This is a genomic window from Parachlamydia acanthamoebae, from assembly GCF_000875975.1.
In the GTDB taxonomy this organism is placed as follows: domain Bacteria; phylum Chlamydiota; class Chlamydiia; order Chlamydiales; family Parachlamydiaceae; genus Parachlamydia; species Parachlamydia acanthamoebae.
The window spans coordinates 215,465-240,044 of record NZ_BAWW01000066.1; the positions used below are offsets into that span (position 1 = coordinate 215,465).

Genomic DNA, 24,580 nt, shown 5'->3' on the forward strand with positions numbered 1-24,580 from the left:
TAAATTTTATTGACTTTTCAGTGATAAAAGTCTTTCTTATTTAGATCTTACTTGGAGACCTACAATGACTTTGACTTGCCCAATCTGTACCTCGACGACGATCAAAAAGAATGGCCATATCCACAATGGAAAGCAAAATCATCAGTGTCTTAAATGTGGGTATCAGTTTGTCATAGCCCCCAAAACAAAATTATTAGCGAAGAGAGACGGGGTTTAATTCGTCAGTCACTTTTAGAACGGGTTTCATTAGAGGGCATTTGTCGAATTTTTACCGTCAATATGCCGTGGCTTTTACAATTCATTAACGAAATTGAGGATTTACCCGAGAACTTAAATGCCACAGTAATTAACACAGAAGAGTTCGAGTTGCCATTATTGAATTGGATGAACAGTGGAGCTATGCAGGGAGCAAGAATAATCAGCAACGGCTTTGGCTAGCTTTTCACTCGCCTACGCGACAAGTTTTAGCGATGCATGTGGGTAAACGCACACGAAAAGATGCTAAATGCTTGCGGGGAAAATTACCTGAAGACTTAAAAAAAGCCATCTTTTATGCAGATAAATTCTCAGTGTACTATGAAGTTGTTCCTTGGATACGACACCGACCAGTCGGAAAGGAGTCAGGAAAAACGAGTTACTTGAAAGATTTAATAATACGCTCAGAAAAAGATGTGCACGATGTATAAGAAAAACGCTATCATTCTCAAAGTAACTTGCAAAGTATGCCGGGATGATCAAATATTTTATTTGCGATTACAATCAACATCGAGCATTACATATTTAGGACTACCTGCAAGTGAACGATGGAAATAAAATTGGTTGGAAATATTGGTTTACAATAGAAGGAAACGTAATGGATGACTATTTAAATATCGAAAACACATTAAAAGGCATGTTCGAAAATGCATGTAAACTTATTGTTAATGAATACATAAATGAACCGAAATTTCAACTATGCGTTAATACAATAAAAACTACAATAACCCATTTTAATTCTAAAAAAAACATAAGGAAAATGACAATTAATGAATATCGTATTTACGGAATGGGATAAAGCTTTAGTTTTATTAATTTTTTTTGTTTTTATATTTATTTTTTCATTTCTTTCCAGAATAACAATTTTTAATGAATTAGATTATTATGAAATCAAATATACACAAAAAACAAAAAAAAGGACGCTATGGCTAATATTTTTCAGTCTCTCCTCTGTAGCACTATGGTGGCATATTTTACAACGATTGCTTTTACGACTGCAACTCTAGTTTCTCCCCCTTTAATGGCTGCAAATCTTGATCTTGCTACTATCAATTTCGGGATTAAAATCGAAAAAATATATGAGAAAGTCAAAAGGTCTATTGATAAGGGTGAAACGAACAAACTTATAGGATACATGTATGATTTTAAACATGAAGTTGAACAGTATACTGGCACCAAAATTGATATTAATAAGCAGATAGATCAAGCCCAAAAAGAGGCGAGAGCACGAGGGCAAAAAATTGATGATAAATACATTAAACAAATAAAAAAAGACTTTAAGAAAGAAGATAAAAGCATAAACATCGCGCCGTTTGGTTTGCTCAATGTGACGAGTTAAACATTCCCTATACAAGTTTTGAAGCCGATATGCGTTTTGATATAAATTACACCATAGCAAAATCTGCAAAAGGAAAAGAAAAAAAGCGTGAGGAAGTGCCTGTAACTATTATGGTAGGTGTTACAGTTTCTTTGTGTGGATTATTTTTAATTTATGTTCCTCTTCCTGGATGTCAAATAGCAGGAGGTTGGTTGCTAAATACTGGAGTAGGAATTCTTGGAAGCGACGCTCTTGCTAGATGGGACGCTTACGATCAAGAACAAAGGAAGAAAGACAAGTAATATAAGGGCGGCTTAGCCGCTCTAAACGATAAATTCTATGTCTGAAAAATCCCCTAATAAATACCAGAGAACGTTGAAACTAAAAAAATTCAAGAATTTTTTTGAGGATTTGCAATTTGAATATTCACCTTCACGTAATGTTTACGAAGTTTTTCGCAACTGATAAAGGGCTAATCCATCGTAGCCCTTCTTGAATCATTTCGTGAAGATGTTTTGAAGCCTTTTATTTTTCAGGATAAAAATGAATCGACCAATATTTTGTCTGAAAATCAAAAGCTGCATAAAGGTTAACTGTGCGAACATTTTTTAGTTTTTTTGACAACTCTTTACTTACAAGAATATCTGCAGAATTTATTCTAATGAGGTTTCCTGCTACGTTTTTCGCATGAAATTCTCTAAATAATGGCCGACTCGCCATAATCGCCTCTGCCAATTCAATAATTTCATCTAAATAAAATCCGTTAAAAGAGCTCCCTTTTTTCCCTGGATATGGTTTTGGCCACTGCGGAGTATGCTTGGCTTGATAATGCTCAATCATCACTCCTGGCAAGTCCCTGGTAGGTTTTCGCAGTATATAATTGCCATTGCTAAGATTAGCATGAATAAATTTTTCAAGTGTAATATAGGGATAATCGTAAGGAGTTAATCTTTCAACACACTGCCTCGTTTGAATTGTTGCGTCTTGTGGAAGTTCTTTTCTAGCAAAAGCACTCAATAATCCCCTGGGATGATGTTGAATCATCGTTTCGATGGATATGGCAATCCTAAGTAAATTAAATCCTGTCATTTCTCGCTCTGTCCCTAAATGCATAGCGAAAAAATGTCCTCGAGGATTTACATAGGCCCCTCCAGAAGAGCCGTAATCGGTATCATGATAAGTCAAAAGACGTCCAAAAATAGGCGTCGTTTTTGTATCATTTTCCATATGATGAACGGACACCTTAAGTGGCTTTCCTAAAGGATGATGCAAAAGTAAAGGTTCAGAACAAATTCCAGAGTCTTGACAAAGAGGTAACCACCCATATTTTCTACCGGGATCTCCTCCTAATTGCATGATCGCATAATCTAATTCGACATCACACTCTACAACGCCTTGTACGGGAAACGGTTCTCCTCTACATTCGCGTCTATTGTAAATGACATTTTGAAAGACAACAGTCAAGTTTTTCAATTCCTGACCTGCAATGCAATGATAGGGAACAATGGCCAAGTTAAAAGAAAGGAGTGAACAGGTCCCTAATTGACCAGTTTCATCGTTAACCTTGCCTACAGCTGCTTGAATTTTTTTTAAAGTTTCTGCCAAAGAAACATCATAGAGGTCATTTAAATGCCCTTCTTCTACAGGATCTTTTTGAATAACCTCACAAATATTAGCCTGTGGAAGTCTTTGTACGCGAAATTGCCCCAAAAGAGAAGCGTACTGGCTTGCCCCGGTTGCGGGAATTAAAGATTCAAAAGCCTTTACACTAGAAGAATAATCCGTATAAGAATACATGACAGAGATCCTTTTTGATTGTGAATTTGATTAAAATCTGTTTCTTATGAGAAAAGAGAAAAGTGCGCTTTCATACGCTCAATCAGATTTTGTTGGATGAAATGAACGGCTCCTGAAATACCGCTTAGCATAGAGCGAGGGGTGACATTACCGTGGCATTTAACCACAATGCGTTCAAGACCGCATAGAAGACCACCTGGAGATTCGGCATGATCAAATAATTTTTCGATGGCATCAAAGTGTTCGCTATTGCCCAGTTGATTGCGGAGGAGCTTAAAAATCAGCGAAGAAATACCTTCACAAGATTTTAATAAAATATTCCCCGTGAAGCCGTCCGTCACAACGACATCCACGTTTCCGCAAAAAACATCTTTTCCCTCCACATTCCCAATGAAATTTAAAGGAAGATCTATTTTTTTGAGACGCCATGTCTCTACGTATTGTTGTAGTTCTTGATAAGCCTTCCTCAGTTCATGATGCCCTTTTAAAGGTTCAATGCCAACATTCAGTAGACCCACGTTTGGACAGGTTGTCTTTTCAATGCTCTTTTGAAAGAGGGCTCCCAATTGGGCAAACTGCACATAATGCTCTGCTGTACATGTGATGTTGCCGCCTGCGTCAATAATGGAAACATTTCCTTTCTCAGCCGGCATTGTGATCAACAAAGCAGGACGTTTTATATTGGGAAGAAGGGGTATATTCAAAGTCGCAGCAGCAATCAGCGCCCCGGTGTTTCCTGCAGAAACAAACGCATCGATTTTTTTATCTTTTAAATACTGGATGCCTTGCACAAGTGAAGAGAGAGGTTTACGCCGAATCGCTTCAAGAGGATGGTCTTCCATCAAGATTTCTTGCTGGACAGCGATGCACTTCACATGCATGTGAGAAGGGATTTTTTTTTGGAAATCTTCTGAGGATTCTTGTGGAATAAACACAAGCATAGAGAGGGCAGGGTGAAGCTCTGCTGCTTTTAATACAGCGTCAAAAAGGATTTCTGGAGAGCTATCGCTCCCCATTAAATCAATCCCTATACAGACTTTTTCTTGTTGTTTCCTCATCTTGGCACTCTAAAAAGAAAATTCCAATTAGCTCTGCTATAGTGAGAGCAACTGCTAAAGATCACGCAATCGTTTAGCTCGAGGAAAAAAGACAAAACGAACAGCTTACTCAGCTTCTGATTTACCTAGTACAACTCGATCGCCATATGCACCGCACGCTTGACAAATTGTGTGAGGAAGTTTTGATACTCCACAATTTGAGCATACAGATACACTTTTTGCTTTCTTAGCGTGGTGTGATCGGCGAGAATTTTTTCTTGCGTTTGACGATCTATTACGTGGGACTGCCATGAGTGACTCCTTTTAACCTTAAAACTGCCTAGGCATTAATTTAATTCAAGATCCGAAAACGGTTGATGCCCATCGGGATCTCCCCCATTTGAGGATGAATCATTAGTTTTTAAATATTTTTTAAATTTCTCTCTTTTGGGACAATTGCCTTCGCATTCGACAAATTCGGGAGTTTCCAACAAAATGCTTTCACGCAAAAGTTCCTGATAATCAAATATACCGGTCTTAATTTTTGCCAGAGGTTCGGCATGATAAAAACTCTCCAAGAATACGCCTACTGAAACATCCTCATTGCAAATTGCGCAGGGAATATGTGCTTCCGCTTCTGCTTGCAAATGCAAAATGAGTTCATCACCAGCTAAATAAGCTTCTCCATCCACGACAACCGGTTTCTTAAATGAAAGTTCATCTTCATGAACGTCCAAGAAATCTGGTGAAACTGTCTCATGAATTTCAACTTTATCTCCTGTTTTCAGGCGATCAACATAGATTTTAAACAAACGTTCCATAGGAGATTATCTTAAAATTAAGGGATTATATTTAAATAATCTTCAATTCTACAATTCTTTCTTCTTTTTTTCCATAAAATTCCTAGCCTTCGTTAACACTCCTTTTCTCAATAACTAATAAATGCCGTTTTCTTGAAGAATCGCAAGCTTTTCTTTTGCCGCCAAAGGGCTTTTATAAAGGGATGTCCCATGAAGAAACAAATGCACGTGCTGTGCTTGCCTTTTTGAAGAAAGTATAATTTTTTGCACAATGTAGCGAAACTTTTCGGATGTATTGATATAGGGCAATAAGCTTTCAATGTTGCTTTTTTTATCATTTTGCATCGCAAAATCCATAAACTCAGCAACCTTTTCTCGCGCTTTAGCAGAAAGAGAAAGCAGCTCTCTAACTTCGTTCACGCTAGCATTTTCGGTAAAAAGCATGATGAAAAAAGGAGATTCAATGCGGTGATCAAAATTGAGACAATCGAGAACTTCACTAATTTTTCTTTTTCTCTCATTTCTTAAATTGTTCAAGGCAACCGCCGTTGTTAAATAGACTCTTTCGCATCTTACTTTAGTATCCTCCCCTTTTTTTCTTAAAAGAGATAGAGAAAAGAGAGGTGTAAGCGTTTCTAAAAGAAGAAGATATTTTCTTATAATCTCTTTGGTCGAGAGAGGCGTGCGACAAATTGCCGAAAAAAGACTAAAGACCTGTTCTTCCCGATCTCGCATTTTTTTTAATCCGTTAACTAAACATATTAATTGGGGATCAGATAAATAAACAACGCCAGTGGGAAATTTTTGATATAAAGCTTTTAACGCACATTCATCATCGCCGCATTTATCCACAAAAACTCGGATCAGTTCCGAATCGATCATAGGGATAAGATCGAGTAAAGGCTCGAGCATTTTTTGCTCGATCCAGGGTTGTAAATAGGCTTCAAATTCCAAAGGAGAAAGAGTCTGAATTTGTTCTAGTTTTGGGACCTTGGGCTTCTTTTCTTCTTCGATTTTTTTTAAACTGATGCGCACTTTGCACAGAGATTCTAAACATTCTCTTTTTTCTGAAGATTTTGTTGCTTTAAGCTCGAAAAAATCCATCACATCCTTCAGTTTGGAACAATCAGTCAATTCCATCCATTCCTTATTTTTTTCACAAAACAAAGACAAAGAGCTTACCACATTTGAAATACGCATTGTTGTAAACCGATCTCCTGGAAGAAACGAGGTCGCCCACCTTAACCATTTATACCATCTCCCGTAAGATTTTTTAGGAAGAAGATCAATATCTAACCACCGTTGTCCCTCAAGGACTTGTGCAATTTGATCCATTTTTTGATGAAATTCCACCTGTGTAGCACATTTTTCCATCATCATTTGTTCCAAAGCTTCCATTGTTAAAATACTTATAAAATTTTATAATAATAAATGAGAGGTCCTCCAAACCAGGAGATTTTTATGGATTGGAAAGAATTTTCTCAAAATCCTTACATGCCCAAGCCTTTATGGATTATCCAGTTCAAAAAAGAAGCCGTTGATTTACCTTTAAAATATCCACCGGTCGATCTTTTAATTCCTTCTCCTGATCCCAATAGCCCAGATTGGGTGATTTCAGAAGCTAAAATCAATCAAGAAACCCTCAATTCCCTTGTCGCCATTCAAAAGGCATGCAAAAAAATCAAAAAGGAATGCACAGAAGAACTCAATAAAAAAATTGATCAAGATAACCCCGAAGAATGCGCGGCAAAATCTAAGCGTCTGCAAGCAAAAGTTGAAGTTTTACAAGAATTAATGAAGCAATTTCAAAAAATCCTCAAACAAATCAACACGCATTCCTCTTAATCACCTTTCCTCCAGTTATTTTTTTGTAGAAAAGATCCTGCTTTTATCTTAAAATAGATCCTTTAAGTGCAGTGCGATTTTATTCTGTTTATAACAGATAAAAAAGCGATCGCCTTTCCCAATTTTATTGGGATGACAATCAATCGAAAAAACAAGCTAAACAGAAAGGCTTTCACTGCGAAAAATGACGCCATAAATCTGAAGCATGGATGATTTTTCTGAAGAATTTATCTATTCAATCTAAAGCGTGGGTCAAAAGCTAGAGCCGTCAAATCTGGACATCTTCTGCTAAAATCGAACAGATGAGATCTATTGCTTTTAACCAGTCCTTTTTCGCATCCGCCTTTCCTACCTGTTAGGGTGACCAATGGATGAAATTCTACTTAATATCGAATCCAAAGAGCTTCGATATGCCCATCTTAGAAATGGGCAACTTTATAATCTCATTGTGGAGAGAAAAAGAGAGCGACAGCTGGCCGGCAACATTTACAAAGGCAGCGTGACCAATATTCTCCATAATATTCAATCTGCATTTATTGACATCAATGAAGGCGAAAACGGGTTTATTCACATTTCAGACATTTTGGAAAATACCAAAAAGTTTGAACAAGTCTATGACATGGACTTTGATTTAGATTATGATATTAAAGGACTCGATGATAAACAGCAAAAAAAGCAGGATATCGAAGAGGTCATGAAAATCGATCAACCTGTGCTCGTTCAAGTTGTCAAAGAGCCCATTGGTTCCAAAGGGGCCCGTCTAACTTCCAACATTTCTCTAGCTGGACGTTATTTGGTGTTGCTGCCTAACTCTTCACATCGAGGAGTCTCACGCAAAATTGAAGATCGCAATGCGCGCGAAAGACTGAAAAAATTGATTCGAGCCTTTGAAATGCCAACGGATATGGGTTTAATTTGCCGTACGGCCAGTGCTCGCGCCACACCGGAAATGTTAATTGCCGAAGCAACAGATTTGCTGAGCACTTGGCATACCATTATGGAAAACTTCCATAAATCCAGCGGCCCCTCTTTGCTATATGCAGAATCAGACTTAATCAAACGGGCAGTCATCACAGCTGTGGACAAACGTTTTGAGCGCATCTTAGTGGATGACTATGCGGTCTATCAAAGTTGCAAAAATCTCTATAGCCGTTATGCCAGTGAACATGCCTTGCGCATCGAATACTATCGAGATAATGTCCCCATGTTTGAACGGTTTAACGTAGAACGAGAAATCGATAAAACATTACGTCGAAAAATCTGGCTCCCAAGCGGTGGATATCTGTTCTTTGACCGCACTGAAGCGATGTATACAATTGACGTCAACTCTGGCCGCAGCTCCAATAACAAAGTGGATGTTGAAGAATCGCTCGTCAGAATCAACCTGGAAGCCGCTGATGAAATTGCGCGACAATTACGCCTACGTAATATCGGGGGACTTGTCATCTGCGACTTTATTGACATGCGTTATCGTAAAAACCAAAGAAGAGTCCTCGATCGCCTGAAAGAATGCATGAAAGAAGATTCGGCTAAATGTACGATTTTGGGGATGAGTGAATTCGGTCTTGTCGAAATGACACGTCAGCGCAATCGAGAATCTCTAATCCAAACAATCTTTACCACTTGCCCTTATTGTAGTGGAAGAGGCCTCGTTAAAACACACGAAAGCGTTTCTATTGAGATTGAGCGAGCCTTGAAAAAAGCCATCGCACACAACCAGCAATTTGCACTTAAGCTAGTCGTTCATCCAGAGCTGGACCACTATTTGGCCTCCATCGATAAGAGATTTTTATTAAAAATCGCTGAGGGTCTAAATGCTCGCTTAGAATTTGATGTGAATGACAATCTTCATCTGAATGAATTCCATTTCTATTCGACCATTACCGATAAAAAAGTTGAGGTATAAGAATCGACATGGACTATATCAAAAGGGTGGAAAAAACCTTGCACGAGGGGCTGATTTCAGAGTCATTCGCGCAAGCGTTAAAAAATTTCTATTTAAGCTATGCAGAAGCGATTACTTCGAATGGGCAATGCATGGCCTCTTTCGAACCGCTTCATCATCGCTTTTTAGATTTTGTGATTGAGCAAATTCGCTCCCCTTTTCATTTTGAGCCCTTTCACCAGGAAATTACCTCTCCCTTTAATTACTATGAATTTGGTCTTGATTACATGCGTCCTCTTGTTAAGCTGGACCGCTCCAAAGTTTTTCACTTGGAGCGAGTCGACGAAATGGTGGAATTGCTGGCTAAAAAACATAATGTGATCTTGTTTGCAAACCATCAAACAGAACCAGACCCACAAGCAATTAGCCTCTTGCTCGAGAATACGCATCCCAAATTTGCCGAGGATATGATTTTCGTTGCAGGTCATCGCGTGGTCATGGATCCAATGGCTGTTCCCTTTAGCAAAGGGCGCAACTTGCTATGTATCTACTCAAAGAAATATACTGAAAATCCACCAGAAGAAAAAGCTAAAAAGCTTCAGCACAATCAGCGAACAATGAAAAAGATGGCTCAGCTGCTTTCCGAAGGAGGCAAATGTATTTATGTGGCTCCTAGTGGCGGTAGAGACCGCCCTGATGAACACGGAAGACTTGATGTCGCCCCTTTTAATCCGCAGAGCATTGAAATGTTTTGGCTGATGTCACAACAAGCTCAACATCCGACACATTTCTATCCCCTAGCTCTTGCAACTTATGACTTACTGCCTCCTCCCAATAGCATTAAAAAAGAGCTGGGTGAGCATCGATATGCGCGTTGCACACCTCTATGCCTTTCTTTTGGTGCGGAATTTGACATGGAGAAATTTGATGGAAGTGAGATATCAGATAAAAAGTTGCGTCGAAAATTACGCGCCGATCAAATTTGGGAGCTTGTGCGCAAGGATTATAAAAAAATATCTGAATACATGAATGCTTAAGAGCGACCGATGGCTAGTTTTAAGTTGAAACAACAAATAGCCGAAGATTTAGAAAAGATTCAGTCCCCTTCCCCTTCTTGGATTGTCCCCTCCTCTTTTCAATATGATGTTGTGATTATTGGAGCTGGCATGGCGGGATTGGCCGCAGCTTTTGCCCTCCAACGCTTAGGCGTTTCAAACATCCAGATTTTTGATCAAAATGAAACAGGTCTTGAAGGACCTTGGCTCACTTACGCCCGTATGCCAAGCCTACGCTCTATGAAAGAACTCGTTGGTCCTGCTCTCGACATTCCTTCCCTCACATTCCATGCTTGGTATGAACATCTGTTCGGCAAAGAAAAGTGGGAAAGGCTGAGGAAAATTCCAACCAACCTGTGGATGGATTATTTGTGCTGGTTGCGCCATATCCTTAGCCTTCCTGTTGAAAACAAGCGAACCCTGACAAATATTCAGGAGTTTAACCAAGGCCTTCAACTTCAAATCAACGATCAAACCATCACCACGCGTAAGCTAATACTCGCAACGGGAAGAGGGGGATTCGGGGGATCGCGATTCCCTTTCTTTGTGTATCCTTTGCCCAAAAAATTTTATGCACATACCAATGAGAGCTTCCCCTATGAGACACTGAAAAATAAACGGATTGGAATTATCGGAGGAGGCGCTTCTGGATTTGACGCTGCAGAAACAGCTTTAGAATGCGGGGCTAAATCTGCTGACATTCTAATCAGACGACCCAGCTTACCCCATGTGAACAAAGCTGCGAGTCTGACGTATACGGGCTTTTTTGAAGGCTATTACGATCTTGATGATAACCAACGGTGGCAATTTCTAGACGCCTGCTATCGCGACGGAATACCCCCTCCTGTCGAGGTTCTAGAAAGAATGAAAGAGTTTCCCCATTTTCAAGTTCTATTGGGACGAGAAATTACCCGCGCCACAACCACCCAGCATGAAATTTTAATCGATACAAATAAAGGCTCTCTCACCTACGATTTTCTTATCTTGGCAACAGGCTTTGAGATTGATGGATTTAAACAACCTGAACTTGCCCCGTTTATGCATCAGATCCTTCTTTGGAAAGATCGTCCTGGAATTCAGCACTTAAACGGACCTTATTGGTTTTATCAAAGTCCCTATTTAGGCCCTCACTTTCAATTTTTGGAAAAAATGAAGGGCGAAGCACCCTTTCTTAAAAACATTTACTGCTTCAATTATGCTGCTACGCTGAGTCACGGTCAATTAAGTGGGGACATCCCCGGTATTGGAAGAGGAGCTCAACGTTTAGCAAGAGGAATTACCAAAGATTTTTTTACAGAAGATTGGATGGATTACGACACACAACTCAAAGAATTCCAAGTTAATGAATTTATTCAAGATAATTACAAATTTTTTCAGAATTAAAAAATAATAGATCAGTTTTTATTCCAATAAATACTCATATAATTTAAAATTATATAACCATCCTAAACAAAAAAAGGGATTTATTATGAAATATTTGTTTCTCTCTATCGCTTTGTTTTTCGCTTCTTTTGCGGCACCCAATTACGCTTCTGCTGATTATCAAAGTTTATTAGATTCCACTTCGCGCTATGTCGAATTTGTGAACCAATTTGGTTCAGAAGAGGGGGGAGCTGAAGGTAGCGAATCCATATTTGCTCCTACATTTAGAAAATCCGTAAACGGTGAACTTTCCGATGAAACACCCGAAAGCTTTTTAGAACAAATGGAATTTGCCAAAATTTGGGTGGGCGGATGGTACGCACAGGTTTTAAACGTGACTGTCTCTCCCGAAACACAATCTGCGACAATCTATTACATCTGCACAACAAAAGAAGAAAAAGCTTACATTACTTTTGCCATGTTGCATTTTAATGAAGATAATCAGATAACAGAGCTTACAACTGTTTATAATCTCTATGCCGGTCAGGAAGATCTCGTGCATATTAACTAAAGCCCTATGAGCCATTCCAATGGACATCTCAAAAGAAGACTTTTTCTTGCACGCTTTAAAAGCAAATATCTCCAAAGAAAAAGCGGATGTCCTTTGGAAGGCGCTTCAAAATATACACTCTGTTTCTCAAGAAACAACCCCGTTTAAACTTCTGTACTATTTCGGCTCCTTGATCACCATCAGCGCCATAATTTTATTTATGGGCTTAAATTGGGAGCTTCTCGGCGGCGGGGGTATCTTTTTGATTGCATCCCTGTATTCCATTCTTCTGACTTGGTTTGGAAGTGTCCTATGGAAAAATAAAACCTTGCGAACGCCAGCTAGCTTACTCATTACGCTCGCCATTTGCATGGTTCCTTTAGCCATTTATGGATTAGAAGTCTATCTGCAAGTTTGGCCGACCGATTACCCTGGCGAATATGCCGATTTCTATTCCCGCGTTAAAGGAAGTTGGATATTTATGGAAATCGGTACGCTACTAGCGGGATTCCTCGCCTTGAGATTTTTTAATTCCTCTCTCATCACCATCCCCATTTTTGTGGCTGGCTGGTTTCTGGTTATGGATGGAGTGCATTTCTTGAGAGGTGAAAGCCAATACACCTATCCTCTTATCACTTGGGTATCTCTATATTACGGATTAGGACTTATGATCGCGGGGTATTTTTTGGACCGTTATGGCAAAGATAAATACGCCTTCTGGAGTTATTTCTTTGGAACACTCGCCTTTTGGTCTAGCTTATGTGATTTAGCGTGGAATCATAGTGAAAATGAATGGATTTTATTGATCTATCTACTGATCAATTTTATTTTACTTTCTCTTTCCATCCTTCTTCAAAGAAAAATCCTCTGTATTGTTGGAGCGATCGGTATTTTTGCCTATCTCAGTCATGTGGCATACCGTATATTTGAGAACTCAATTTGGTTTCCTATTGTTCTCAGCTTGATCGGTATTTTGCTCATTTATTGTGGCGTTTTATACCAAAAACATCGCGTCAAGCTCCAAAATTGGATGTTTAATCAAATTCCCGAACGCCTTCGAGACCACTTTTCGTTTAAACCTTAAGCCAATTGTAGTCGAGGTTCTAGTCCATATCTTTCTCTAAGGTTTGAATACGTGATTAGTTATTAACAAAATAGATCTTCAACTAATTATCTTTATAAAAAAGCTCTCATTACATAAAATTAATTTGATTAATCCCTCAAAAATGCATATAGAGATGCTTTTCCATAACTGTCTTTCTTATTTTAGAAAAATAATTTTTGGATGCGAGGTTTTTTAGTTTATTTTGCATAATCCCATTTAGCTAAAGGTTAAATTAATGATTTTAGATTTTTGTGTAAATCCAAGCCCCATCCCCTTATTTACAGAATTGTATACAAAAAAAGGAGATGAAGCCTCCATTAAATTGGCCAATTTGATTTTTTCAGAAGCTCAACCGCTTTTGATAGATCATGCGAAGAAAACCGATGATGATTATAGATTAGAATATCTAACATTTTACAACAGGATTCTTCAGGAACGAAGCCATGAACTTTCCGCACTAGATCAACGCATAACTAAAGTCATGCAAACAGTTATTTTGGGCTCTATGAAAATATTAATTCAAAAAGAAGCTCGACTTGTTGTTGAACCATTTGAATTTACAAAAAAATTATTAAATCCTGGAGAAATCAGTGATCATTTATCAAGGGTGACCACTGAGGTTAGGAATAAAATGGGATCTATCTTCGATGTATCTTTAAAAAATACTCAATCAGAGGGGGGTGACCTAGCTGCCATAGCAGAAAAATCTCTTAAATTATCTCAAGTGAGCTCTAGATACTCTGAACATTTATATGGGGAATATTTTAAAATAAAATCTTATCCAATTGCTAAGATGATGATGGCGGAGCTCGATGAGCAATCCCCTGCTATTGTGGATCAAGCTGCTGAGATTTCGGATGAGGAAAAAATGCTCCTGACATACTTTAAAATTTTTTAAAGAGTATTTCCATCCCTGCGTTTCTTGGGTTAAACAATAGAAGACATGGGATAGCCCCATGTCTTCTAGAATGACTTTAAATGACATAATCAAGCGAAAATAGAGGGAATGCTATCAAAGCTCGAGCGTTCAAAAGCGACTCGATATAATTCCTCAAATTATTGGACAAAGCATCATATGCTCGATGTGTAGAAAGAGAATCCACGTGCTTCAATATTTTTTTTATTTCATCCTTTTCTAAAACAAATGCTTGCTGATATTTCTGGATCAAATATTTAATTAAATTCTCGTCGAAAGAAACTCTCACAGCTAATTCTACGGCATTCACTCTTCCACAGTCTCCAAAACTGCATAAAGGCTGCAACTGTCTGGGATCACGCTCTACAATTTGCTTGGCAATCTCTCTTAATCTTTCCGAAGAGGAACAATTTCTCAAAATGATATGTAAAAAATTCAAATCGCTTGTTTGATTGGATGCTTGAATGTAGTACTTGATTAGGTATTCAATTATTTCTACGGATAAAACTTTCTCTGTTGCTACCATGGCATTTTCCATGATAGAACGATCGTCATGATCTTCATCTTTTAAAGACTCCATTTTAACAACAAATTCATCTCCTCGCCTTTCAAAAAGATCCCTAATCTCTTGAAAACTGTTTCTTGCAAAAACGGTCATCAACTCTTTTTGCAATTCTAAGCATTTAATAGCCTGCTTGATTTTATAAGTGGGATCTACGATGGAATGTACTTTAGAATGAAGTTTTTTACCTACGTTCCTAACCAAAACCGCTTCGCTTTGAGTCAGTTCATTTATGCGCGCAAGTAATTCGCCCCTCTCTTTTTCACTGAGAGCAGATTTTTTAAAACATTCTTGAACCATGAAACTGATAGCGGAGTCATCCTGTGTGATCGGGAAACTATGGATACTCATTTCTACAGGAGTCAAACCTCTTATATTTTGTCCTTGGAGCCATTCAGGATTTTCTTGTACTGTTTTCTTCATTAACAATTGCATATTGGTTGATAGCTTATTTCGCGCAAATATATGCAAAAGATTGATTCCTGTATCTTTCGCCAGCATCACATACTGGTTGAGAAGAAAAGAAAGAGTTTCTTCAGGCAAATCGACTCGACTTTGTTCTAAAGCGACCTCTAAAATGGACCGATGATTAAGGACCCTATCTGCCCCTTCATGTTCTAAAAACATGTCTGCAGAAAATTCTTCTGCTCTTCGAGCAAAGATTTCTTTTATTACTTCAGCACCAACATTCTCTAGTATCTGTAAAAGCTCATCTTTTAATTTGATGCATCTATCTTCTTTGTGTTTGTCTTCATGAACTTCTTGTCTGACAAACCAATGACCACTGGATATTCCTAAGGCAGGTGGAAACATACTTCGCTCCTTATCTTATATTGATAAAAAATGTTTCTTTGAAGCTAATACGGAGTGATCATAGAGAACGAAAAAATTAATGGCACATAAAATCTTACTTCACACCTTTTTTAAGCATAAAATAAATGCTAAAGATCATCGAAGATATAATGAAAAGGGTTTCAAAAGAAGACATAGATTTCTATGCCTTCTTTATTACATCAGGGCTTACCGATTTTTTGGAATAATGACCAACGCATCCGATACTTTTCTTCCTTTTCGAGTGCCATCAGGAGGATCATTGACAACCACATTTTTCAAAACCATTGTCGAACACTTGCCCCCACATAGGTTAAGCGCCTCTACACACCCAAGTTTTTGCATAAGCTCCGCTAAGTCTGGAATTGTGATTCCTTTTGTGTTCCATATATTTTTATAAAACCCATCCACAACGACAAATAGCCAATTTCCATTTTCTAAAATACCTACAGCAGTTCGAGCTAAACGTACGTTTAAAAAATGAGAACCGGTTTGCTCAGCACTAAAATCTGTAACAAGGCGTCCTCCCCTCACCAAAATTGGAGTTCCTCCTACAATATGAACGATATCACTCCATTCTTCACTTTTCGTGTAAGGAGGATGAGATTGAGGGGTAACATGAATATCCCATTTAAAATCGTCACCTTCCGCTATTGGGGGAAAAGAAAGCGTTTTAAGAACTCCAATCATTAGAGAGACCCCATCTGCAGGAATAGAGGCTCGCTTTTTTTCAATTTTGCTCACTTTTTGATCTTTGATCAACAACTGTAGTCCAAGGTTTGGGTAATCAAATTGTTTTCCGATGTGAGGCGTACACAAAATAACCTGCTGATCTTTTAGAATGCGATTAATTCCATCAATTGGAATTACGGCATTTCCACTATAACCATAAATTTGCGTTAAGATTTGATCAAAAAGTACCTTCTCATCAGCATGAGACCATCCAATAGCCCCTCTAGGTTTGTGCGGAGTTCCATACCAATGATTATCGATTTTTAAAATTCCCATTGGGAGATCCGCAAACTCACCTTTCATTTTGAAAAAGCCCCCATTCACTGCTGCAATAGCCTTATGCCGTTTGGCCATCGAGCTAACAGCTTCAACATCGCCCTTGTTTTTAACGGGAATGATATCAAAAAAATGAGGATTCACTTCAAGAACATGTACGGATGTTTGATCCGATAAAAAAATATGGCTATAGGAAATTCCCTCCGGAAGCTCGACTGCAATAGCAGTTCTCACAATGGCTAGACAGCTGATCAAAAATAGTCGATTGATGATTGAATTAAACATTTTTTCCTTCTTTTCAAATAGCGATTCGATACCCACCATCAACATACTGGATGGTGCCAGTCACATAGTCATTTTCAAATAAATAAAGAACACATTTCGCGATTTCTATGGGCTCCCCAAGACGTTTAGCAGGTAAACGTTTCACTAAAATTTTGAAGCATAGCTTCATTATCTTTTTCATATACATGGGCTAGACGTGGAGTATCGATACACCCCGGCGAAATAACATTCACACGAATAGGAGCTAATTCAAGTGTAAAACCCCTGAAAAAAGCACAATAGCACCATTTTTGCTTATATGAGGCGTGCCATATTTTATGGAATAATATTGCCCCCAAAATTTGCTATCAAAACTTGCTCGTGCAATCGATGTATCGAGTTCCAAACAAGATCCAGTAGAACTAGAAGAGCCTGGAGTTGCTAAATAATCGAAATGGCCTATCTCAGAAAAGAAATTTTTCACGTTATGTTCATCAGACACGTCGAGTTGTTTGACAATGACGCTTGAACCGATTATTTCTTTTGCCTTATCTAATTTTTGTTGCGAGCGGCTAGCAATAACAACCTCAAAACCTTTATTTACAGCAAGTTGCGCTATGGCAAGGCCAATCCCCGAGCTTCTTCCAATGATCACAATGCATTTTCCTGCAAGTGACATAAGTGTTCCTACATATTTTAATTAAAAAAGAAAAAACATCGTAATCTTCTAAGGTTAATAATTCAAGTTCTTAGTTGATATACAGGTTTTGTGAAAATATGGATTTAATCAAAAAAAATTGCCACATGATTAGTTTTTATCAGGGAAAACAGAAGATTTTCTCTTTATGGAGACGCCATAGAAAAAATCCCAGCGCTTTTAAAACGCGGTTATTGAAAAAAAAAGGGGCCTTCTCTATGATTAGCAGGTCCTGGGGTGTTAGCTCAGTTGGTAGAGCGCAACAATGGCATTGTTGAGGTCATCGGTTCGAATCCGTTACACTCCATCACTCTTTTTGATCTTCTTTCAACCTTTCATTAAACAGCCTTTCCCAGCGAGAATAATCAGATTCCAAGCGGACCTGTTCTTCTTGAATTTGTTTATCTTTTTTTAGCGATGCTTTTTTTCGTTTAGGGGGATTTTCTGCAATGAGCTTTTCTAAATTTTTTTGAAAGGCATTGAGATAGTAGGAAAAACAATCTTCTGCTTGAACAGCTGGTAGAGGTTCTGTGGGGACTTTTTTTGGTGGAGTTATTTGTTTTTTTTCAAGCTGAAGACGAGGGAGAATCCGCCGTCGCCCTCGATTGGCATAGCGCTTATTTAACCATCCGATAAACTCTTCAACTGTTTCTGTTTTAGCGGCTTGCAATCTAGACAGCCAGGCTAACTTTTTATCTGAGGTTACAACGGTACATTGAAACGGTGACTTGCGTATTTTCAATTCACTGATGATGAATTCATCCGCCGTTTCTCCCGTAGAAGAAAAGATGATTTCGAGCTGCTTATAATGTGTGCGGGAAGTCTCCCCCAGTTGATATTGCGCATCAAAAACAAGGGTCACATTTAAATTTAAAGCGGCAATTTTGGAGTGGAGATCTTCAATGATTTTTTCACGCTGTAGAGCGAGATTATCACCGACTCGCAAGACGCGAAACATGAGATTATAGCCATCAATAAAGTAATGCATTATAAACTCTGCAAAACTCCCAGCAGCTTTTCAAAAGCTTTGTAACGATGAGAAATACGGTTTTTTGTAGAATCATCTAGCTCAGCAAACGTTTTGTCATAATCATGTTTGACAAACAGAGAATCATAGCCAAAACCATACCGCCCTTTTTCTTCTTTCAGCAAAAAGCCTTCACAAATGCCTGTCACACTTTTTTTTACTTCCCCCGTTGGCAATGCAAGCACTAAAGAGCACTGAAAATAGGCAGAACGCTGAATTTCGCTTAAATGCTGCATATTTTGCAAAAGCTTTTGTCGGTTTTCTGCATCTGTAGCATCCTCGCCCGCATAACGTCGTGAATAAATGCCCGGCGCCCCATCTAAAGCGGGAACAACCAATCCTGAATCATCTGCCAGCACCCACTTACCTAATACTTTAGCTGCATCAACCGCTTTCAGCTGCGCATTTTCTTGAAAGGTTTTGCCTTCTTCGACTGGAGACTTATATTGTGGAAAATTAAGAAGCGAGAGAACATCAATTCTAGGCAAAGACTTAAACATTTCGCGGAACTCTCGAATTTTATGTAAATTCGAACTTGCAAGCACAATTTCCATTTCAGACTCCTTTAAGTAGATGACAGTTAAATCCGAGAGGGCCTCAATATAACAATCCCAACAAAGAAACTTTATAAGTCTCCCGTTGGGATTTTATAGCGCATATTAGACTCTATTCAAATCATCTGCTAAGAAAGAGTCAAATTTTATTAATCTTGGAAGATGTTTTTAATCGTCCGGATGGTGAAATTCTGATTTCTAAACTCAAATTCTTCTCCAACTTTTCGTCCTAACATCGCCTCGGCAAATTTAGATTGAAATGATAGAATATTTGTATCTGCATCTGCATCCCAAGGTCCTAAGATCGTATATGTCACCACATTTTTCTCAGGATCCTCCAATTCCACAATGCTTCCAACGCTAACTTGATTGAGATAGATATCGTCTTTCGTGATGATGCGTGCACGATTAAGTTGCTCGGACAAACGCTTTAGCTCCCCTTGAAGGCGAGAACGCTTCTCTAAGGCAAACTTATATTCAGAATTTTCACGCAAGTCTCCCAAGGAACGCGCAGCTTCAATTTCACGCGCATTTTCCACAACTTCCGTTGTTCCAATCTGCCGAATTCTTTCCTGTGTTTGTAGGTATCCTTCTTCCGTCGTCCAAATCGTATTCTGATCGTTTTTTGTATCCTTACTTTGTCTAGCTGCGCCTAGAGTTGGATGAACGACAGTCGCAAGAGAAGCTAAGATTTTTAGATCATGCTCAGTAAAGGTCTGACATTTGGAGGCCAGCAACAGAAACTCTTTTACAAATTCTTTGCTCATCCCTTCAATGAGGGCTCGGATGACTGCATAGCGTTTTTCGCTAATGAGATTGTACATCTTGCGAATCAGCTCGCGTTGTTGAGGGTCTCCCTCTAGTTTATGCATGAGGACGAGGAAGCCATCTAAGAAACGACCTTGACCTTCTTTGTCATTGTAAGGAATCCCATCTGCTTTTTTAACCACTTTTTGGAAATACCAAACAAACAATTCCGGATTTTTTTCAGGGTAGTGGAGCAAATCTTCCAACATATTGAGGAGTAGAGTTTTCGCTTCTTCATCTGCACAGATTTCTTTAATCAAATATTCACGTAAAGTGGATTGATCTGTTTTCGCAAACATTTCAAGGAAAATGTGTGACCAATCTGCGCGTGAGTGTCTCACAACCATCAACGCCCGTTTTTTAAATGGGGTAATGTCGACTTTTTGAATCAGTTCAAAAGGCTGATCGGATTGCACAATCAAAGCTTGAGCCATTCTACCATGTTCCGAAAGACCTAAGAAGGAATCAAGAAACAGATGCGCTTGAACTTCTTGCTCGGGGAGAAGATCTGATTTTGTCAGCAATCCTGTGATTTTTGCTTGCAGAGTTTTCTTGACTTCTTGATCTTTTAAAATATTTGGGAAATCACGCACAAACTGATAAGAGGTTTGCAGAAGGTCATTTGTGTCCGTTTGGTTATCGATCGCATTTTGCCATCTGTCTTCGTGCTTCAATGCTGTTTTGCGAAGCCTGAAGGGTTCTTTTATCCCTTCTGGAGATTCAATCATCGTGTCTTTTTTCACTTTTGCACGAGCCCCTTGCCACCACTTATTCCAATCTTTTTCAGGAATCACTAATTCGCACAATTCATCTTTAACTTCGGCTGCAGTTTTGGGCCCTAAATCTTTGAGAAGAAGTTGAACAACTGCTACTGGATCGTCTTTTGCTTCTTTTTCTAATTCGTCTGGATTTGCAAAACGGCGTGCTAAGAAGTGATCATCAGGAAGTGGAATGAGGGTTTTAAATGCATTCGCAAAGGAGAGATCTTTTCGGCCAGACACCCATTCGAATTCGAGAATGACCTGCTCTCTGACCAAAGAAACATCCATGATTTCCCCTGTGCCCCATCCGGCATTGTGGAAAACGACTTTCCCTTTCTTCATGTGGGCTAATAAATCATAGTTTGCGATGGCTCCTTGGAATTTATCTTTTTTGCGCAATCCAATTAAACGCATCCTTTCTTCAAATAAAGGATCATTTCCGTGATGTTTTTTGAGAATGTCGTGGGTAATTTCGGCTAAAAGAGGAGTGTTTGTCGTTTCTAAGTCAATCAGAAGTTTCAAAACCTCGTAAGAGTCTTTGGGATTTTCGATTTTTTCCCATGTCGGAAGTGCGCTTTCCACATACTCCCCAAATGGCTTAGCCAGATCTGATTTTTTGATCATGCTAAGTAATTGAAGAAGCTCTTCAACATCGACAACATCGCACGTGCAATACTCTTCCCAAAGTTGAAAAAATTTATTAAAATCTCTATTTTGAATTTGAGTGTGAAATTCTTCCAAATAGCCCATTGCCGTCATCCCTCGTTTGTCTAACATTTAAATAAAAAAACTAATTAGCCAGGATTACTCTACAACAATTGCTAGAATAAACCCTGCATTCAATCATCAGTTGAGTTTGCGCTATTAAATTTTTTTAGAATCAGTGGAGCACTTTGTCCCAACATAAGACGCTTTCAATTAGAGTTCTTAAGTAAGAGTTTATTCGAATTAAAATTATGATTGTTCCTGCACGAAAAAGTATAGCTTTTCATTTGATTTATTTCAATTCTTTGCATGTAAATGCATATAATTAACAATTCGAGCTTAAGCAAATACGTTATTATTGCTCTTGCAACCCCTCTCTCGGCACACTTCACTATCAGCCTTAAAGGATAATCTAAAAGGAAAATAAAAAAACAGGGCGATAAGAAGGTGATATATTGCAGATATATTTTTTTTTAATATTGATTAACCAACATGCACTCTTAGCTTTAGCGCGTCTTTTTTCCCCTTCTTGAGCTTTTTTTAATGGCGTGATAAAATGTTATTAGAAGCGTATGGTATTCTCATTTTTAAAAATTGAGCCTTTTTCTTTGTAATTGAGAGCTAAAATGGTAGAAGACCCACCACCTAATATTTTTGATTTTGCTGGTAAAAAAAAGAGCCCAAAGAAAAAAATCCATCCCGCATCGCATCACACACCCGCTCCACTTCAAGAAAAAAAGCCATCCGAAGATAAAGAAATAACTCAAATGCTTGATAGAATGAACTTTATGCGCCGAGATTTGGAAAAAAAACTCGAGGAAGTTTATTCAAAATCAGGCATGTCTCCTTATGAAATCGACGCTTTTTTGAACAATCCGAAAAATGTCGGAACCCCTCTCTGGGAAAAAATGCAAGAGCAAAGGAAGCAAGTCGCCGATCGGTTGCGATCGATGGCTGGAATTGAACAAAAAACAAGAAACGAAATCGAAAAGCACAAAGAAATTGAAATTGAAATCAAAAAAAGAAAAAGCAAGTTACTAGGAACACGTAAAAAGTGGATTCCAATTAAGTGATCTTATCTTTCGTCATTATTTACAATACATTAGGTTTCATATGATCAACCGAATCGATATTTTCATCCCCGCTCGTAGCCAATATGGCGTTTTGAATCAATTCACGACGGACTTCGCAGCGGCGCTTACTCGCCAAGGCGTTAACTGTCGTATTCTGAAAGCCGAGAGGGATAATCCCAGACCTTTTCTAGACCAAATATTTCAAGATCCACCCAATTGCACCCTTTCTTTTAATGGACTCTTACCAGATGAAGAGGGCCGTTTTTTTTGTGATCTGATTAACATCCCTCACGTGGCCTATCTTGTGGATGCTCCCACACTTTTTTTTTCTTTAGCCAATAGCCCCTTAACGATTATCACCTGTGTTGACCGACTGGGCAGCCAATTTTTTACTGAGCTCGAAAGTGCTCAGTCTTTTTTCCTTCCCCATGGAGTTGATCAAGACCTTAAAGATCTACATTTGGAAAAAAAGTACGAAGTTGTCATGTTCTCCTCTTGCATCGACTATGAAAAAATTCGAGAAAATTGGGAGCAACGTTTTTCCAAACCTTTGATCAACGCGCTGAATGAAGCGATAGACGTTTCACTGAATCAAGATGGGATCTCTTATATTCATGCATTTGTGCAAGCCGTGGATAAACAAGCTAAACAAGGCAATCCCATCCCCTCGCATGAAATTAACTTTGTCGAAGTTTTAGACATGCTAGAACGCTACATTCGGGGAAAAGACCGCGTGGAGCTAGTGCGCAACATTCGAGATGCCCAGGTCGATGTTTTTGGAGCCCCCGATGAATCCAAAAGTTGGAGCGACTACTTTAAAGATATGCCTAATGTTCGCTGCCATGATCCTGTTCCTTATCAAGAGGCCATTCAAATCATGCAGCAATCAAAAATTGTGCTAAGTAGCTGCGCCTGGATCAAAGACGGTCTGCATGAGCGCATTTTGGCTGGCACTCAATCGGGAGCTCTGGTTGTTTGCCAAGAAAACCCCTATCTTCTGGAAGAGTTTCCTCGGGATAAAAGTTTACTTTATTACCGACATGGCCAATGGGATGCGCTAAATGCTAGCATTTATCACTTCCTTAACAACGAAAACGAAAGACAAGATCGCGTGCAGCAAGGACAAAATATTGTCCAAAATGGGCATACCTGGGATCATCGCGCCAGACAGCTTCTTCGCGATTTAAATACTTACTTTTCATCTGAATAGGAATTGCATGATTGAAAAGATCGACGTTTTAATGCCCGAAAGCAGCCAATACCAAGTTTTGCATCATTTTTCACAAAAACTTTTTGAGGCGCTATGCCGAACAGGCCTAAGCTGCCGCTTATTAAAAGGGCTGGAAATCGAAGCAACGCTTTTGAGTGATCCACCAGATCTGACCATCTGTTTTAATGGAGCGCCACAAGATGCGGAAGGAATTTTTTTATGTGATATCATTCAAAAACCTCATCTTTCATATCTTGTGGATGTCCCCTATCACTACTATGAGCTTCTTCAAAGCCCCCATATGGCCATTGCATGTGTCGATGAATTTTATGGAGAACTCCTAGACTCGCTTCGTTTTCCCAATCATCTATTTCTGCCTCATGCTGTTGAGAGAGAAATTTTTGAAGACACCGAGCGAGAGAAAAGCTTTGAAGTTGTGATGCTAGCTTCTTTCATTGACTATAAAATTCGTATGCAAGACTGGAAGAAAAAATTTCCCACTTATGTCGTAAAAGCCATGCAATTTGCTGTCGAGCAAACCTTTGCAGATGCCTCCACCTCATTCATCGAAGCATTTCATGCTGAACTCAACCAGCAAATCAAGCAAATAACCCATTTCGATTTGCGCGCCATTCCTTACTTCACCATTTTCCGCGAAATTGAGTTGTGTATCAAAGGAAAGGGACGCATCGATCTTGTCAAAGCTCTTAAAGATTTACCTGTACATCTATTTTGTTCAGAGGAAGATCAAAGCTATTGGAAAAAAGCTTTGGGGAAAAAAACGCGAACCGTTTTTCATCCCCCAATTGACTATGCTTCTTCTTATGATTTGATGAAAGCAAGTCGCATTGTTTTAAATAGTAGTCCCCACATTAAAAGAGGGGCGCAAGAACGAATTTTTGGCGGCCTTGCTTGTGATGCTCTGGTTGTCACAGCTGAAAATGCTTACCTGAATAAAATATTCAGGAATAACGAGGATCTACTTCTCTATCAGCCAACAAAATTGGATCAATTACCTGAACAAATCTCTTACTATCTTGAAAATGAAGAACAGCGCAGAACTGTGGCACAAAGTGGCAAACTAAAGGTCAAGCAAGCGCATACTTGGGATCATCGGGTAAAAACTTTAATGGATCAAATCAATTGATTAAAATGA

24 protein-coding genes, 1 tRNA gene and 1 pseudogene are annotated in these 24,580 nt (G+C 38.8%); 14 read left to right on the forward strand and 12 right to left on the reverse strand.

Annotation, left to right across the window (positions count from 1 at the left end):
- Nucleotides 1-64: 64 nt before the first annotated feature.
- From AOM43_RS13140 to AOM43_RS10645, 3 genes and pseudogenes are all read left to right on the forward strand, one after another.
- Nucleotides 65-784, forward strand: a pseudogene (locus AOM43_RS13140) (IS1 family transposase).
- A gap of 396 nt (nucleotides 785-1,180) precedes the next feature.
- On the forward strand, nucleotides 1,181-1,594 hold the full coding sequence (locus AOM43_RS10640) for a hypothetical protein (RefSeq protein WP_039378372.1): 414 nt from the start codon (nucleotides 1,181-1,183) through the stop codon (nucleotides 1,592-1,594).
- Nucleotides 1,595-1,623: 29 nt separating this feature from the next.
- Nucleotides 1,624-1,875 carry a hypothetical protein gene (locus tag AOM43_RS10645; protein WP_059360238.1) on the forward strand — a complete coding sequence of 84 codons (252 nt, stop codon included), beginning with the start codon at nucleotides 1,624-1,626 and terminating at the stop codon, nucleotides 1,873-1,875.
- 223 nt (nucleotides 1,876-2,098) lie between these two features.
- On the opposite strand, the gene AOM43_RS10650 is transcribed toward AOM43_RS10645, so the two are convergent.
- From AOM43_RS10650 to AOM43_RS10665, 5 genes are all read right to left on the reverse strand, one after another.
- Complete coding sequence (locus tag AOM43_RS10650; RefSeq protein ID WP_059360240.1) at nucleotides 2,099-3,370, reverse strand: trypsin-like serine peptidase; 1,272 nt, start codon at nucleotides 3,368-3,370, stop codon at nucleotides 2,099-2,101.
- Nucleotides 3,371-3,414: 44 nt separating this feature from the next.
- A complete protein-coding gene (gene plsX, locus AOM43_RS10655) occupies nucleotides 3,415-4,428 on the reverse strand; it encodes a phosphate acyltransferase PlsX (protein ID WP_041534457.1) in 1,014 nt (337 codons plus the stop codon).
- Nucleotides 4,429-4,533: 105 nt separating this feature from the next.
- Complete coding sequence (gene rpmF / locus AOM43_RS13145; RefSeq protein WP_079891743.1) at nucleotides 4,534-4,719, reverse strand: 50S ribosomal protein L32; 186 nt, start codon at nucleotides 4,717-4,719, stop codon at nucleotides 4,534-4,536.
- A gap of 35 nt (nucleotides 4,720-4,754) precedes the next feature.
- Nucleotides 4,755-5,228, reverse strand: a complete 474-nt coding sequence (locus AOM43_RS10660) for a YceD family protein (RefSeq protein WP_006340245.1) — start codon at nucleotides 5,226-5,228, stop codon at nucleotides 4,755-4,757.
- A gap of 114 nt (nucleotides 5,229-5,342) precedes the next feature.
- Nucleotides 5,343-6,605 (reverse strand): hypothetical protein, encoded by a 1,263-nt coding sequence (locus tag AOM43_RS10665; protein WP_059360242.1) that lies wholly within the window; start codon nucleotides 6,603-6,605, stop codon nucleotides 5,343-5,345.
- Nucleotides 6,606-6,668: 63 nt separating this feature from the next.
- Between AOM43_RS10665 and AOM43_RS10670 the strand changes: the two genes are divergently transcribed.
- From AOM43_RS10670 to AOM43_RS10700, 7 genes are all read left to right on the forward strand, one after another.
- Complete coding sequence (locus AOM43_RS10670; protein WP_013924319.1) at nucleotides 6,669-7,052, forward strand: hypothetical protein; 384 nt, start codon at nucleotides 6,669-6,671, stop codon at nucleotides 7,050-7,052.
- Nucleotides 7,053-7,419: 367 nt separating this feature from the next.
- Nucleotides 7,420-8,958, forward strand: coding sequence for an Rne/Rng family ribonuclease (locus tag AOM43_RS10675; protein WP_006340241.1), 1,539 nt, complete (start codon nucleotides 7,420-7,422; stop codon nucleotides 8,956-8,958).
- A gap of 8 nt (nucleotides 8,959-8,966) precedes the next feature.
- Nucleotides 8,967-9,974, forward strand: a complete 1,008-nt coding sequence (locus AOM43_RS10680; protein ID WP_059360244.1) for a 1-acyl-sn-glycerol-3-phosphate acyltransferase — start codon at nucleotides 8,967-8,969, stop codon at nucleotides 9,972-9,974.
- Between the two features lie 9 nt (nucleotides 9,975-9,983).
- Entirely contained in the window at nucleotides 9,984-11,375 is a 1,392-nt protein-coding gene (locus AOM43_RS10685) for an NAD(P)-binding domain-containing protein (protein WP_059360246.1), read from the forward strand.
- Between the two features lie 85 nt (nucleotides 11,376-11,460).
- Nucleotides 11,461-11,925, forward strand: coding sequence for a hypothetical protein (locus AOM43_RS10690; RefSeq protein WP_013924316.1), 465 nt, complete (start codon nucleotides 11,461-11,463; stop codon nucleotides 11,923-11,925).
- A gap of 19 nt (nucleotides 11,926-11,944) precedes the next feature.
- Complete coding sequence (locus AOM43_RS10695) at nucleotides 11,945-12,988, forward strand: hypothetical protein (RefSeq protein ID WP_059360248.1); 1,044 nt, start codon at nucleotides 11,945-11,947, stop codon at nucleotides 12,986-12,988.
- A 256-nt stretch (nucleotides 12,989-13,244) separates the two neighbouring features.
- Nucleotides 13,245-13,907 carry a hypothetical protein gene (locus tag AOM43_RS10700; protein WP_059360250.1) on the forward strand — a complete coding sequence of 221 codons (663 nt, stop codon included), beginning with the start codon at nucleotides 13,245-13,247 and terminating at the stop codon, nucleotides 13,905-13,907.
- A 76-nt stretch (nucleotides 13,908-13,983) separates the two neighbouring features.
- Here the strand turns inward: AOM43_RS10700 and AOM43_RS10705 are convergent, their stop codons facing one another.
- The 4 genes from AOM43_RS10705 to AOM43_RS13565 form a co-directional block, all read right to left on the reverse strand.
- Complete coding sequence (locus tag AOM43_RS10705) at nucleotides 13,984-15,300, reverse strand: hypothetical protein (protein WP_059360252.1); 1,317 nt, start codon at nucleotides 15,298-15,300, stop codon at nucleotides 13,984-13,986.
- Nucleotides 15,301-15,507: 207 nt separating this feature from the next.
- On the reverse strand, nucleotides 15,508-16,611 hold the full coding sequence (locus tag AOM43_RS10710; protein WP_226987495.1) for a phosphodiester glycosidase family protein: 1,104 nt from the start codon (nucleotides 16,609-16,611) through the stop codon (nucleotides 15,508-15,510).
- 13 nt (nucleotides 16,612-16,624) lie between these two features.
- Nucleotides 16,625-16,780, reverse strand: a complete 156-nt coding sequence (locus AOM43_RS13560) for an SDR family oxidoreductase (protein ID WP_226987496.1) — start codon at nucleotides 16,778-16,780, stop codon at nucleotides 16,625-16,627.
- A gap of 75 nt (nucleotides 16,781-16,855) precedes the next feature.
- Entirely contained in the window at nucleotides 16,856-17,269 is a 414-nt protein-coding gene (locus tag AOM43_RS13565; RefSeq protein WP_006340231.1) for an SDR family NAD(P)-dependent oxidoreductase, read from the reverse strand.
- Between the two features lie 252 nt (nucleotides 17,270-17,521).
- Here AOM43_RS13565 and AOM43_RS10720 point away from each other — a divergent pair.
- Nucleotides 17,522-17,594 (forward strand) — tRNA-Ala (locus AOM43_RS10720).
- Here AOM43_RS10720 and AOM43_RS10725 read toward each other — a convergent pair.
- The 3 genes from AOM43_RS10725 to AOM43_RS10735 all read right to left on the reverse strand — a co-directional run bounded on the left by AOM43_RS10725 (nucleotide 17,595) and on the right by AOM43_RS10735 (nucleotide 21,186).
- The gene (locus AOM43_RS10725; protein WP_059360255.1) at nucleotides 17,595-18,275 is read right to left on the reverse strand and encodes an NYN domain-containing protein; all 681 of its coding nucleotides are present in this window, start codon (nucleotides 18,273-18,275) and stop codon (nucleotides 17,595-17,597) included. It lies immediately after the preceding tRNA gene.
- A complete protein-coding gene (gene rdgB, locus AOM43_RS10730; RefSeq protein ID WP_013924309.1) occupies nucleotides 18,275-18,868 on the reverse strand; it encodes an RdgB/HAM1 family non-canonical purine NTP pyrophosphatase in 594 nt (197 codons plus the stop codon). Before rdgB ends, AOM43_RS10725 begins: the two co-directional genes overlap by 1 nt.
- Nucleotides 18,869-19,017: 149 nt before the next feature.
- Nucleotides 19,018-21,186, reverse strand: coding sequence for a GreA/GreB family elongation factor (locus tag AOM43_RS10735; protein WP_036745875.1), 2,169 nt, complete (start codon nucleotides 21,184-21,186; stop codon nucleotides 19,018-19,020).
- A 581-nt stretch (nucleotides 21,187-21,767) separates the two neighbouring features.
- Here AOM43_RS10735 and AOM43_RS10740 point away from each other — a divergent pair.
- The 3 genes from AOM43_RS10740 to AOM43_RS10750 are packed head-to-tail and all read left to right on the forward strand — an operon-like array spanning nucleotide 21,768 to nucleotide 24,571.
- Nucleotides 21,768-22,214 carry a hypothetical protein gene (locus tag AOM43_RS10740; protein ID WP_039378337.1) on the forward strand — a complete coding sequence of 149 codons (447 nt, stop codon included), beginning with the start codon at nucleotides 21,768-21,770 and terminating at the stop codon, nucleotides 22,212-22,214.
- A gap of 40 nt (nucleotides 22,215-22,254) precedes the next feature.
- Nucleotides 22,255-23,424 carry a glycosyltransferase family protein gene (locus AOM43_RS10745; protein WP_006340226.1) on the forward strand — a complete coding sequence of 390 codons (1,170 nt, stop codon included), beginning with the start codon at nucleotides 22,255-22,257 and terminating at the stop codon, nucleotides 23,422-23,424.
- Nucleotides 23,425-23,431: 7 nt separating this feature from the next.
- On the forward strand, nucleotides 23,432-24,571 hold the full coding sequence (locus tag AOM43_RS10750) for a glycosyltransferase family protein (protein WP_059360257.1): 1,140 nt from the start codon (nucleotides 23,432-23,434) through the stop codon (nucleotides 24,569-24,571).
- The last annotated feature ends 9 nt before the right edge of the window (nucleotides 24,572-24,580 follow it).

What these genes read in the sequence shown, in the direction of transcription:
- AOM43_RS10640 (WP_039378372.1), top strand. Translation starts at nt 1,181, where the DNA reads ATGGCTAATATTTTTCAGTCTCTCCTCTGTAGCACTATGGTGGCATAT.
- AOM43_RS10645 (WP_059360238.1), top strand. Translation starts at nt 1,624, where the DNA reads ATGCGTTTTGATATAAATTACACCATAGCAAAATCTGCAAAAGGAAAA.
- AOM43_RS10650 (WP_059360240.1), bottom strand. Translation starts at nt 3,370, where the DNA reads ATGTATTCTTATACGGATTATTCTTCTAGTGTAAAGGCTTTTGAATCT.
- plsX (WP_041534457.1), bottom strand. Translation starts at nt 4,428, where the DNA reads ATGAGGAAACAACAAGAAAAAGTCTGTATAGGGATTGATTTAATGGGG.
- rpmF (WP_079891743.1), bottom strand. Translation starts at nt 4,719, where the DNA reads ATGGCAGTCCCACGTAATAGATCGTCAAACGCAAGAAAAAATTCTCGC.
- AOM43_RS10660 (WP_006340245.1), bottom strand. Translation starts at nt 5,228, where the DNA reads ATGGAACGTTTGTTTAAAATCTATGTTGATCGCCTGAAAACAGGAGAT.
- AOM43_RS10665 (WP_059360242.1), bottom strand. Translation starts at nt 6,605, where the DNA reads ATGGAAGCTTTGGAACAAATGATGATGGAAAAATGTGCTACACAGGTG.
- AOM43_RS10670 (WP_013924319.1), top strand. Translation starts at nt 6,669, where the DNA reads ATGGATTGGAAAGAATTTTCTCAAAATCCTTACATGCCCAAGCCTTTA.
- AOM43_RS10675 (WP_006340241.1), top strand. Translation starts at nt 7,420, where the DNA reads ATGGATGAAATTCTACTTAATATCGAATCCAAAGAGCTTCGATATGCC.
- AOM43_RS10680 (WP_059360244.1), top strand. Translation starts at nt 8,967, where the DNA reads ATGGACTATATCAAAAGGGTGGAAAAAACCTTGCACGAGGGGCTGATT.
- AOM43_RS10685 (WP_059360246.1), top strand. Translation starts at nt 9,984, where the DNA reads ATGGCTAGTTTTAAGTTGAAACAACAAATAGCCGAAGATTTAGAAAAG.
- AOM43_RS10690 (WP_013924316.1), top strand. Translation starts at nt 11,461, where the DNA reads ATGAAATATTTGTTTCTCTCTATCGCTTTGTTTTTCGCTTCTTTTGCG.
- AOM43_RS10695 (WP_059360248.1), top strand. Translation starts at nt 11,945, where the DNA reads ATGGACATCTCAAAAGAAGACTTTTTCTTGCACGCTTTAAAAGCAAAT.
- AOM43_RS10700 (WP_059360250.1), top strand. Translation starts at nt 13,245, where the DNA reads ATGATTTTAGATTTTTGTGTAAATCCAAGCCCCATCCCCTTATTTACA.
- AOM43_RS10705 (WP_059360252.1), bottom strand. Translation starts at nt 15,300, where the DNA reads ATGTTTCCACCTGCCTTAGGAATATCCAGTGGTCATTGGTTTGTCAGA.
- AOM43_RS10710 (WP_226987495.1), bottom strand. Translation starts at nt 16,611, where the DNA reads ATGTTTAATTCAATCATCAATCGACTATTTTTGATCAGCTGTCTAGCC.
- AOM43_RS13560 (WP_226987496.1), bottom strand. Translation starts at nt 16,780, where the DNA reads ATGAAGCTATGCTTCAAAATTTTAGTGAAACGTTTACCTGCTAAACGT.
- AOM43_RS13565 (WP_006340231.1), bottom strand. Translation starts at nt 17,269, where the DNA reads ATGTCACTTGCAGGAAAATGCATTGTGATCATTGGAAGAAGCTCGGGG.
- AOM43_RS10725 (WP_059360255.1), bottom strand. Translation starts at nt 18,275, where the DNA reads ATGCATTACTTTATTGATGGCTATAATCTCATGTTTCGCGTCTTGCGA.
- rdgB (WP_013924309.1), bottom strand. Translation starts at nt 18,868, where the DNA reads ATGGAAATTGTGCTTGCAAGTTCGAATTTACATAAAATTCGAGAGTTC.
- AOM43_RS10735 (WP_036745875.1), bottom strand. Translation starts at nt 21,186, where the DNA reads ATGGGCTATTTGGAAGAATTTCACACTCAAATTCAAAATAGAGATTTT.
- AOM43_RS10740 (WP_039378337.1), top strand. Translation starts at nt 21,768, where the DNA reads ATGGTAGAAGACCCACCACCTAATATTTTTGATTTTGCTGGTAAAAAA.
- AOM43_RS10745 (WP_006340226.1), top strand. Translation starts at nt 22,255, where the DNA reads ATGATCAACCGAATCGATATTTTCATCCCCGCTCGTAGCCAATATGGC.
- AOM43_RS10750 (WP_059360257.1), top strand. Translation starts at nt 23,432, where the DNA reads ATGATTGAAAAGATCGACGTTTTAATGCCCGAAAGCAGCCAATACCAA.